Raw genomic sequence first — 10,851 nt, 5'->3', positions numbered from 1 at the left:
GTCCATGTAGCCGGAGTTGCCGCCTATGCCCACGCACACATACATCCTTCCGTCCCTTCCCATGCGCACGTCATTGGGCTGGTGGTCAGATTTGCTGTCAACGATTCCCCCGAGTATCTGGGTAATCCCCCCGTCCGGGGTCACCCGGGACACGCAACCGTATAGTTCCCTGTCCCGGTGGGTGATGTAGAAAGCGCCGTTGTACCAGGTCATGCCGGAGATGGCGGGGTAGATTTTACCGTCCAGGTTGACCACTTCCGTAGTCATGCCGTTGTCATCAACGCGCAGTATCCTTGCCGAAGCATCCTCCTCATTGAGGAAGGTGCCACCGGCCTCCGCCACATACATGCTGCCCCTGTCATCCCAGGTGACAGAGGTGGGGTAAGTAAGGCCATGGGCTATCTTCTCAATCTCATAACTCTCTGGCAGCCTTATCATGGGGAAGTTAGCCGATGCCTTCAGCCTCTTGCTGTCAGCGTCATGTTTCAACTCTGTGAACTTTTCCCCCAGCATGTTCGCGCCAACACTTATTGCCCCTGCCATGGCAGAGGCGATAGGTCCTCTTCTTGGTTCTTTTTCTTCATTTTCTTCCATAGCTTACTTGTTTATGTGTTGTTTGGTGATGTCAGGTTGCTTCACAGACGGGCATTTCTGTCTCCAGCCTTAAGGTAAAGGCCTGTAGATAGAAATGCTCATTTGTAACTGGGCTGAGGAGCAATCGACATCGCTTTTGCTCAGGGAAGCAGCAACAGAGCATCTTATTTTCTACCAAACGTTAGTTTGAATTTTTGGTTTAAGCGAGGGCCTGCCTCACATTTAACCCTGTACTTTTACTTTAGGTAGGAGAGCACTTTGTGGGAGGTGGAGAGGAAAAACCTTTTGTCCTGGAAGAGCACCGAAAGCATGATAGCCCCTTCTATTTCCTGCACGGCCTGCTCAGCCATTGCCCGGGCTTCCACCTGGTCATACCGGGATTGGAAAATATGGAAAAAAGCGGCAATCCAATCTTCAAAGAATACCCTGATAACCTGGGAGAACCCGGGCACTACCTGGGCTGCCTCTAAACCGATGTTGGCCATCAGGCATCCTCCCGGCGCGTCAAAGAAGCAGCTCTCCAGTGCCAGCAGGACCTGGTTGAGCCGTTCCCTGTAGGGCAGGTGGTCTACATAGGCGAGCGCGTAGACGTTGCTTTTCATGTACTCATGGTCGCTTATCAGTACTTGCCGCATCAGTTCTTCCTTGCTTGGGAAGTAATAGTAGATACTGCCTTTCAGCAACCCGCAGGCCTGCCCTATATCAGCCATGGAGGTATAACTGTACCCCTTCTCCCGGAACAGCTGGTAAGCTTTTCTGATGATTAACGCTTTGTCCACTCTTTGACTTTTCATGAAAGGAGCCTTGGTGAAGGAATTTAGACGAGCCGTCTTAAGAATAGTTTAATAGCTAAACGAGGCGAAACAAGTGTAGCAAAAGAATTCACATTAGTTTTAGGCTGTGGGGCTGTTTGCGGTATAACATATCTTATAAAAAGCAAGGCCACCTTCTTAAGCTTCGTCTGAGGCATTCAATGCTCATCATCTGCCACCTCCCAGACGCTGATGGCGGTCAGATGTAAGTGACCGGGTTTCCGTTGCTTTCATTTTTATATTTTAAGCGGACCTAGGCTTTCTAATGATTAACTTGACTTTCCAAATGAAGAAGTCAGGCTTCACCTGTCTTGTTGGCGAGGCGATGAGCTGTGGCTATGCCACTGTGAACAGCCCCGTCCATGTATCCTCCAAAAGCGGGCGAAGTCTCAGTGCCTGCCAGGTACAGCCTGCCGTTCATAAGGGGGCTTGAATAGAGTGGATGGCCGTTATGCTGGTGCGGCATAACATACTTCTGGTAATCGGCAGAGGTGTAAACCTCTTCCTTCCACACCCTTTCCGTGTAAGAAAGAATGTCAGCTGCCCGCTCGCCTAGCAGCCTTGTCAGTTGCCCCACCACCTTAAGCTTCCGCTCCTCTTTGGTTAAGGCAGACGCATCAGCAGAGAGAAACCCTTTAAGGGCGAAACGGGTCTCCTCAAAATCACTGTGGTCATACACCTCGACGGCGATCCCTGCGTGGCTGAAAACCGTTCCGGAGTATCCCTGCTGTCGCCAGAAGGGGCTCTCATATTCAACAGCAAACTTGATAGATTCCCCCATCCAGGTATGCGTGCTCCCCATCACACGGACCAGTTCACCAGGAAGTGCCGGATCAAAGGTTATCTTTTGCGATAAAATCAGGAAAGGAGGCATGGTGAGAACAAGGTGCCTGCAGGCGTGCTTTACCCCCTTGCTGGTGGTTATTTCCAGATGGTCTTTCTGCTCTGATACGCTTAGTAGTGGAGAACCCAAGATAATCCGGTCATGCCCGATATGCTGCGCAAGGACATCCGTTAGCTTTGATGTGCCTCCCGCAACTCTGTAAGATGCTTCCTCCGGGTCTGGTATGTGAAACAACTGCGCCTCCTGTGCTGCATCCGTCTCAAACACGCCTATTCCCTGTTGATACTGCTTATAAAAACGGCAGTTCCAGTTCTTTCAGCAAGCGCATCAGGTGCGTGTGCTTTTCAGCAAACCAGGTAGCACCCATTTCAACGGGTGTATTGTTGCCCGCGGCTTTGACCGTTTCTATTCTTCCTCCCCATCTTTCCCGTGCTTCTAGCACAAGGGCATCTGTTCCGTTTTTCTTCAGATAGTAGGCTGCAGCTAAACCACTCAAGCCCGCACCTACTATAATCACCTCCTGCATAATCCCTTCCTGTTTACCTCAAGCTGATACTAAGTTGATATCCAGCTGCTTTGATACATCTTAATCCTTGATGTCCAATATCGACTGCCGCTCTCTGTTTACTGTTAGCCTTGTCACATCTGGACGGGAGTAGTGACCTGCAACGTCAAAGTTTTGCCGCTCCTCCAGCACCCTGTTAAAATCCAGGGTCTGGATAATCAGCCCTTCTTTTCCTATAACAGGCTCCACTACCCACTCTCCGTCAGGGCCTGCAACACAGGAGCCTCCATTGGCCAGCTCATCCGGAGCCTTCTCGACAATCTTCTCCAGATGAGGTGTGTCGGCTGGAAAATCCGCTACGTCCATAAGACCAGACACAGAAATAACAAACGACCGGGACTCCTTTGCGATGAAGCGGGTAATATCCACCGTATTCCTGTCTGAGCCGGGCCAGGCGGCGACATGCAAATTCTCACCCAGGCCGTAAAGCGCTGTTCTGGCTAATGGCATCCAGTTTTCCCAGCAGTTCAGCCCGCCAAGGGTAAATTCTTTTAGAGAGTGTACCTGTAAGCCGTTTCCGTCACCAGGAGACCAGGTTAACCGCTCTTCATAGGTAGGCTGCAGCTTTCGGTGAACAGACTGAATCTGCCCTGCTTCGTTGATGTAAACCAAAGAGCAGTACAGGCTATGCCCTCCCCGGTTTTTGCCGCGCTCAATGATACCCAGGTAAATGGAGATCTTATGTTCTTTTGCCAGCTTACAGACATCATCCAAATCACCCGCTTCAATCTGAACTGCATTTCTTATATAGTGCGCGTGTATTTCCTTTTGTACAGAAGAATTGAATTCTGCCCCGTTGGTTAAGGACAACCAGAAAGGATAGCCCGGCAGTAATCCTTCTCCAAAAACAATTAACTCGCACCCCTTCTCCCCTGCCTCCAAAACGGAGGCACATACTTTATCCAGCGTTTTGGCTTTATTCAACCATACCGGTGAAATCTGAGCCAGGGCTACTTTCAGTAAATTCATGTTCCGAATCTTGTTTGGTCCTACAAAAGTAAAGAAACAGGCTGCTTATAGCTAGCTGTTCCATCGATTGGCTTTTCCCGAATTGTTCAAAAGCTGTTCACCATATGGGCAGCGGAGGTTCGTGCTACATCACTTCCTTAGCCGATGTTAATGATTCATAGCATTTTCAATGTCTCTGAGCAGATCCGCCGCATCTTCTATCCCAACAGAAAGTCGCAGCAGGCTGTCCCTTAATCCCAGTGCCAGTCGCTCGTCTTCAGGCAGGTTGGCATGGGATGATTTGGAGGGCTGGCAGACAGTAGTGTCCACACCTCCCAGGCTCAAAGCAGGTATAATGATTTGCAACCTGCCTAAGAAGGTCTCTGTCCTAGCCACATCCTTCAGCTCGAAAGAAAGCATGCCTCCGAATCCGCCTGTCATCTGCCTGGCAGCCACCACATGGTTAGGGTGCTGCTGTAGGCCAGGATAATATACAGCGGAGATTTGCGGGTTCTCCTGCAGCGCAGTTGCGATTTTCAACGCACTGGCGTTTTGCTTCTCCACCCTCAGGGACAGCGTCTTCAGGCTCCGCTCTATCAGGTAACAATCCAGGCCATTCAGGCTGCCTCCGAAGTTGAGGGCGCTCTGATAGATGGCGTCCTTGAGTCTCTGAGAAGTAACCACAGCGCCGAAACATAAATCGTGGTGGCCTCCCAGGTACTTTGTGCCGCTGTGCACCACTATGTCAATGCCCAGCAGGATTGGGTTTTGATTGATGGGTGTAGCGAATGTGTTGTCTACTACAGAAAGAAGGTTGTGCTTCTCTGCTACAGCTGCAACAGCCTCCAAGTCAACAACAGAAAGCAGGGGATTTGAGGGAGTCTCTGTATAGATAACCGTTGTGCTTTCCCTTATCATGGACTCCACATTACCCATATCCGCGCTGGACACAAAGTCAAAGGCTATGTTGTATTTGGGGAATTCTTCCTCTACTAGCTTGACAGTACCGCCGTATATTTCCTGCGATAACAGGACATGGTCTCCTGCCTTTAGAAAAGAGAAGAGAACAGTGGCAATGGCCGCCGTTCCTGAACTGAAGATCATGCCGGCTTCCCCGTGTTCTAACCGGCAGAGTTTGTCAACTATGGCCTTTTGGTTTTCGGTGTTGAAGTTTCGGGGATACAGTATCTCGTCATAGCCAATGTACCGATTGGCTGTGGAAGTGAAGATGGGGGTGTTTACTCCCTGGTGCTGCTGCTGATTGTAGACACAAGTTGTTTCTTTGCTGTACATGTGGTTTTTATTTGGTAAAGAAGACTACCTTAGTCTGGTCTATTCCTCAACCTCTAAGGTCACTTCTATTTCTACGGCTATACCACCCGGAAGTGATCCCATGCCGACAGCAGAACGCACATGTTTGCCTTTTTCACCGAAGACCTCTACCATCAGGTCCGAAAAACCATCGATTACTTTCGGGTGGTCCGCAAAGTCCTCGGTGGCGTTCACCATTCCCAGAACCCTAACAATTCTCTTCACTTTACCTAAATTGCCGAGTGCATGCCGGATGGTGGCCAAAACACAGACGCCTGCGTTGCGGGCTGCCAGATACCCCTGCTCTACCGTCAGGTCTCTTCCCAGTTTGCCAATGTCAACAGCCGTCGGGGTTCCGCAGTAACCGTGCCCCGACAGAAACAATAAATTCCCGGCCTGAGCAAAAGTAACATAGTTGGCAACCGGCTGAACAGGCGGCGGCAATTCTACTCCCATTTTCCTGAGTTTTTCTTCTGGTTCATTCATGCTTGAAAGTTATTTCAAAATTCAAGTTACGTATGCCAGCTGTTGCTGCTGCAATTATTTTCTATCATGTTCATTTAGAAGGCATGTGAGCAGGCTGTAGCAAAAAATAAATTCTATAGCTGAAAAGAGAAGGAAGCCATTGCATGATTTGACCTTTTTCGGGGAAGGAGGGTGGCAGGCACAGGCCGGCTGTGCCTGCCGATACATGGCAAAACGGCCTTCTCGGGTTTAGAAACTTAAAAGGGCCTGTTTCAACTGAACAGGAATACTGATTTATCACTCTCCGCACGCCCTTACCTTCCTTGCATCCGTATCATATGGATTAACAACTAAAAGTGAATTAACGACTAAAAAGAGAAGATAGCAGACCAAGCATTGATAGTAGGTGGCACGACAGGGATGGGCAGGGCCAAGAAGAGATAACGACAGGCCAGACAGGAGATACCAACAATAGCATCCGAAATATATAAAGTTCCTGCTTACTGAACATCTAGAGCGTTATAGGCTTATATTTCAGTTTAACCTCCTATAGCAATTGCCAGCTTTTTCTCTACCCTACAATAGTCTGATTTACCTGAGGTGGAGCCTGCACCCCTGCATTGACCTCTCCAGGAGAGACAGTGGGAAGCGAGATGATGAACATTGTATACTCACCTTCCTCACTCTCAACATAAAGCTCTCCACCATGGCCCTTTGTCACAATGTCATAGCTGAGGGAGAGGCCAAGCCCTGTGCCCTGTCCTGTTGGCTTTGTGGTGAAGAAAGGCTGAAAAACCTTGCTCTTCACGCTCTTAGGTATACCCGTGCCGTTGTCCCAGACCTTTATTTCTACCTGATTGCCTTGGCTACCGGTGCTTACCCTGACTTTCGGCTCGTACTCCTCCAGCCCTAGCTTCTGCTGCACGGCATAGAAGGCGTTGTTGAAGAGATTGAGCAGCACCCGCCCCAGCTCCTGCGGCACCACTTCTGCCTTTTCCAGGGCGTAATTATATGCTGTTTCGAGGGTGCAGGAAAAACCTTTGTGCTTGGCCCTGAAGCCGGAGTAAGCCAGGCGCAGGTACTCGTCTGCCAAGGAATTGATGTTCGCCAGCTGCATCTCTCCGGAGCTGGCGCGGGAGTGCTCCAGCATCCCCTTAACGATAGCATCGGCTCTTTGTCCGTGGAGCAGGATCTTCTTTTGGTTCTGCGACAGATCCGAAACCAATTCCTGCAAGTTCCTCTTCTGTTCAGTGGAGACGCTCAGCTGTCTCACTTCCTCCTGCACTTCCTGGCATAGCTCCTGGCTCAGCTCCGAGAAGTTGTTGACGAAGTTGAGCGGGTTCTGGATCTCATGGGCAATGCCGGCCGTCAACTCTCCCAGGGATGCCATTTTCTCTTTCTGAACGAGTTGCGCCTGGGTGGATTGTAAATCCTGAAGCGACTTTTGCAGCTGGGCTGTTCGTTGTGTAATGTTTTCTTCTAGTAATTTATTTTCCTTCTCCAAGCTTTGGGAGCGGAAAGTGATATAAGTTCTTATCGCAAATATGAAAAGCAGCGCGTACACTGCATAAGCCCACCAGGTTTGCCACCAGGGAGGTAGAATAGTAAATGCAAAGGTAGAGGCCTCACTCCACTGGCCGTTGAAATCAATGCTGCGCACCTGAAAGACGTAGGAACCGGGAGCCAGGTTCCGGTAATCGGCAAACGAATTTTCAGTGACGGTGCTCCACGCCCGGTCATTGTCCTGAAGGATATATCGGTACCTGGTTTTATCCACATTTGACAAGTGGGTGGCTGTAAAATGGAAGGTGAGGTGGTTTTGATGATACGGCATTCTAAGGTTTACAGGTAGTCGATTTGTTCCTGCCAGACTGTCCCACTTTATGTTATTCTTTGCCTGGTATCCGGAGTCGAACGGCAGTTGATCCCGGTCATAAAAATCTTCACTGCCCGCCACCCAAAGCGTATCGGTAGCGGCATGCATTTTATTGAGAACATTCACATCGACAAAGTGCTGGGGCTGCTCCATGATGTCAATCGCCGAGATATAGACGGGAGACGGTGGGGTATCCTGCGTGGCCTCCTGGTCGTCTAAAGCAGTGAGCACGTTTACAGCCGCCCACCAGGTACTTCCACTTTTTGTCAGAAGCGCAGGAGGATTGAAATCAACTCTAAGGAACCCCTGGGGCTTCCCGTAAGATTTAGCACTCCATTTGGAAAAAGCACCTTTGTAATTTCCGGATGGGGCATGACCCAGAATGGTCAACCCTTTTGCGGTACCCATGTATAGCTTATTGCCCTTTTCCAGCAGCGACAACACGTAATTGTCAGCAAGACCATTTTGAACTGTGAATCTAGTGGCATTTTTCTTTTCTTCGTCCACCATGTAAACACCCCCTCCATTATTAGCTACCCATATCCTGCCTAGCCTGTCAGTTAGCAAACTCCAGCCATTGCTTTTATTTATATAGTCATCTCCTTTAATTTGTTGGAAAGTTTCCGTTTCATCATCCATGATGTACAAGCCACCGCTTATGACAGCTATGACGTTTCCTTTCTTGTCCAGCGTCAGCGCAGTCGTCCAGTTTTGTGTCTCATTTTCGTTTATGGTTGTATGCTGAAGCTGTGTTTGCTCCTTATTCAGCAAGTAGATTCCATTAGCAGTGGCTATCCAGATTCGTCTCTCCTCATCTTCTAGGACACTATGAACCCTCACATCAGGAAGGAAATGGCTAATACTGCCCTCTTTCAAATCTACATAGTCTAATCCTCTTTCAGTGGCCACCCATAGGTTACCCGAACCATCTTTGTTGATGCCCAGAACTCTGTTGTCCCTCAACGCGTTGGAGGTGTTCAGGTGCCGGACGAGGCGGTTCTTTTCATCTATGATATCCACCCCTCCGCTGTAGGAGCCTGCCCAAAGTCTTCCCTGGTTATCCTCTGCAAGTCCCAGGTACAAGGAGCTTATATTGTTTAGCCCCTGCGCATGGGTGAAATGTTGAAGCTCGATATTTCTCGTGTTGTAAATATTAAATTCGCCTCCGTTGGTACCAATCCACACCTGCCCTACTTTATCAAACAACAAGCTGTATACATGGTTGTTGCTCAGGCCTTGCTTTGTGCTCAGGTTTTTGATGAGCTTTGAAGAAGGGTTGAATACATCAACGCCTCCGCCATCGGTGCCCAGCCACATATTCCCTTCATCATCCTCTATAATAGCACTCACGCTATTGGCTGCAAGGCCGCTTTCAATATCCAGGTGATACAGAAGTCCAGTCTCGAGATTGATAAAGCCTGCACCTCTTGTGTCCATGGAAAACCAGACCTGCTTGTTACTGTCTTCTTTTAAAAGCCCAATCCTGTTATCCGGCAGGCCTGACGCGGCACTGAGGTACTTGATGCTATTAGACTTTCTGTCAATAACTTGTATGCCCATGCCAGCTATGCCTAGCCAGATGCGTTGCAGGTCATCTTCCATAACGCTAGTCACAGCATCAGCTTTCAACCCTGAGCTTGCATCCAGGAGTCTGATGGTTCCTGCTTCCTCGTCAATGATATGGACACCTTTGGGTGTGGAAGCCCATATGTGCCCTTTGCTGTCCTCTATGATGCTGCTAACCCAGTTATGCGCCAGTCCCTCCCGGGTGCTTAGGTGCTTGATGACGCCGGCTTTGAGGTCAATCACATTCAGTCCGCCACCTGCGGTTTGGACCCAAAGCTTGCCTTTGCTGTCACATAGAATTTGGTAGCTCCAGTTTTGGCTCAAACCCTCCTCCATAGAATAGACGGTGCAAAACTCCCCGTCATATTGGCATATCCCGTTGTCGGTTGCTAACCAGACCATACCGTCCTTGTCCTGGGCTACCGCCTGGCCAACTGTTCCAGGCAGGCCCTGGTCCTGTCCGAAATAAAGGATGCCCTGCGTGGCCCCGTCTTTAAGCCTTGGCGGGCTTGCCTTCACTCTCTTGGTAACGCCCAGGATGGAAATTCTGAACTTTAACTCTTTAGCAGGCATAGTGTTCAGGTTGAACGGGGAGGAAGGCAGACTATCCCAGTTTAGAAGGGAGACAGCCAAGGGTTTTGTCAACGGGCGGAAACCTGCCGTTTCCAACGGCTTTGCCGGCAGCTCACTTAGGCGCAGCTTGCCGGCTTTCACTTTTCTGGTGGTATCAGGATCAATCAGTTTCCAGGCTATATCTTGTGGAGGGGTAAGCGTTAGCTTTTGGGCAATAGGCTGAGAGAACGCTGCTTCCTTTTCAGGAAATGGCACATTAGCTATAGGATCTGAGCACGAAAGAAGGCCAAAGACAAAGAAGATTGGAATCAGGGCGTAAAAGAATTGACGGATATCCATAATGACGTGCTTTATAATATCGAAAGAAAGCTACTTGCATTCCCTTTCTCCTGGGCCACTAAGGGTGCTTCTTTAAGATTTTTATGATAATGTCGTGACTGACTGATACATGGCACCTTTTCCTGATTAAATCAGCTGTGTACATGCCTCCAGAAGATCATGGCTGCCACATTTTTGTCATACCACTCCTTTTGCTTTATACTCCCCCCCTCGCAAGGCTATTAGGTTGCTACTGAGTGCTTTTCAAAAGATATACTGTTAATTTCATAATATTACGATTTTAACAACAAATTGTATAAAAAAACTATATTATTAATTTGTTTATGAAGTTAAAGCCAAAAAGCAACAGAAGATGATTACCTAGCGGCATTTCATTATTGATTTTATCTAGCCAGCTGGTAGGTTTGCTGGCAATATGACTCTGGAGGGTAATATTTGCACTTTCCTTGAAAATGATAACCATTTTGGAAAGCAATTAGAGAAAGTTTGGAGGTTGATTAAGAAAAGTATCCTCCTAAATATCAATTGTTTGAAGGCTTAAACCTGCCAATTCAGCTTACATAATTAATTTGGTAGCCTAATTGCTTGGTTGATGAACAACAACTCTAAGTAGGCTGCTGGTGCAGTCATTTCTACATGCAACAGCAGCTTACCGTCTACAATTCTGTCTTGGAAGATGCCAGAATGATAAGATGATATAAGATGAAAAGAGGAGGGACTAAAAGCATGTAGGCTAAATTGATTTAAAGGAAAGGTGAAACGGATCTATAACACCAGTTATGTAAAGCAACATTTTCTTCAAGTATCTCATAATGAGTCACTTCCGGATTACCATCAAATGAACATGAATCATTCCGTAGTTTAGAGGGGAGGAAAAAGGAGAACTTCCTGTTTTAGACGCACCAGCTCTAAGCTCGGGATGATTCATGCTTACTTCATATGTGCGTGTTATAGGCTG

Annotated in this window: 7 protein-coding genes and 1 pseudogene; all 8 read right to left on the bottom strand. The window is 48.4% G+C overall.

Annotation, left to right across the window (positions count from 1 at the left end):
• A pseudogene (locus ACFS7Z_RS26400) lies at positions 1 to 594 on the bottom strand (hypothetical protein); the annotation flags it as partial.
• 236 nt (positions 595 to 830) lie between these two features.
• Positions 831 to 1,388 carry a TetR/AcrR family transcriptional regulator gene (locus ACFS7Z_RS26395; protein ID WP_377492183.1) on the bottom strand — a complete coding sequence of 186 codons (558 nt, stop codon included), beginning with the start codon at positions 1,386 to 1,388 and terminating at the stop codon, positions 831 to 833.
• A gap of 313 nt (positions 1,389 to 1,701) precedes the next feature.
• The gene (locus tag ACFS7Z_RS26390; RefSeq protein ID WP_377492180.1) at positions 1,702 to 2,517 is read right to left on the bottom strand and encodes a flavin monoamine oxidase family protein; all 816 of its coding nucleotides are present in this window, start codon (positions 2,515 to 2,517) and stop codon (positions 1,702 to 1,704) included.
• A gap of 22 nt (positions 2,518 to 2,539) precedes the next feature.
• Positions 2,540 to 2,776 (bottom strand): FAD-dependent oxidoreductase, encoded by a 237-nt coding sequence (locus ACFS7Z_RS26385; protein WP_377492177.1) that lies wholly within the window; start codon positions 2,774 to 2,776, stop codon positions 2,540 to 2,542.
• 60 nt (positions 2,777 to 2,836) lie between these two features.
• Positions 2,837 to 3,784, bottom strand: a complete 948-nt coding sequence (locus ACFS7Z_RS26380; protein ID WP_377492174.1) for a carbon-nitrogen hydrolase family protein — start codon at positions 3,782 to 3,784, stop codon at positions 2,837 to 2,839.
• A 147-nt stretch (positions 3,785 to 3,931) separates the two neighbouring features.
• On the bottom strand, positions 3,932 to 5,056 hold the full coding sequence (locus tag ACFS7Z_RS26375; RefSeq protein ID WP_377492171.1) for a trans-sulfuration enzyme family protein: 1,125 nt from the start codon (positions 5,054 to 5,056) through the stop codon (positions 3,932 to 3,934).
• Between the two features lie 39 nt (positions 5,057 to 5,095).
• Complete coding sequence (locus tag ACFS7Z_RS26370; protein ID WP_377492168.1) at positions 5,096 to 5,560, bottom strand: RidA family protein; 465 nt, start codon at positions 5,558 to 5,560, stop codon at positions 5,096 to 5,098.
• Between the two features lie 550 nt (positions 5,561 to 6,110).
• Entirely contained in the window at positions 6,111 to 9,893 is a 3,783-nt protein-coding gene (locus tag ACFS7Z_RS26365) for a sensor histidine kinase (protein ID WP_377492165.1), read from the bottom strand.
• Positions 9,894 to 10,851 lie beyond the last annotated feature (958 nt).

The organism is Pontibacter toksunensis (assembly GCF_042686245.1).
Taxonomy (GTDB): domain Bacteria; phylum Bacteroidota; class Bacteroidia; order Cytophagales; family Hymenobacteraceae; genus Pontibacter; species Pontibacter toksunensis.
Note: the sequence above shows the minus strand (reverse complement) of the source record. Positions and strands in the feature narration are given on the sequence as shown.

What these genes read in the sequence shown, in the direction of transcription:
- ACFS7Z_RS26395 (WP_377492183.1), bottom strand. Translation starts at nt 1,388, where the DNA reads ATGAAAAGTCAAAGAGTGGACAAAGCGTTAATCATCAGAAAAGCTTAC.
- ACFS7Z_RS26385 (WP_377492177.1), bottom strand. Translation starts at nt 2,776, where the DNA reads ATGCAGGAGGTGATTATAGTAGGTGCGGGCTTGAGTGGTTTAGCTGCA.
- ACFS7Z_RS26380 (WP_377492174.1), bottom strand. Translation starts at nt 3,784, where the DNA reads ATGAATTTACTGAAAGTAGCCCTGGCTCAGATTTCACCGGTATGGTTG.
- ACFS7Z_RS26375 (WP_377492171.1), bottom strand. Translation starts at nt 5,056, where the DNA reads ATGTACAGCAAAGAAACAACTTGTGTCTACAATCAGCAGCAGCACCAG.
- ACFS7Z_RS26370 (WP_377492168.1), bottom strand. Translation starts at nt 5,560, where the DNA reads ATGAATGAACCAGAAGAAAAACTCAGGAAAATGGGAGTAGAATTGCCG.
- ACFS7Z_RS26365 (WP_377492165.1), bottom strand. Translation starts at nt 9,893, where the DNA reads ATGGATATCCGTCAATTCTTTTACGCCCTGATTCCAATCTTCTTTGTC.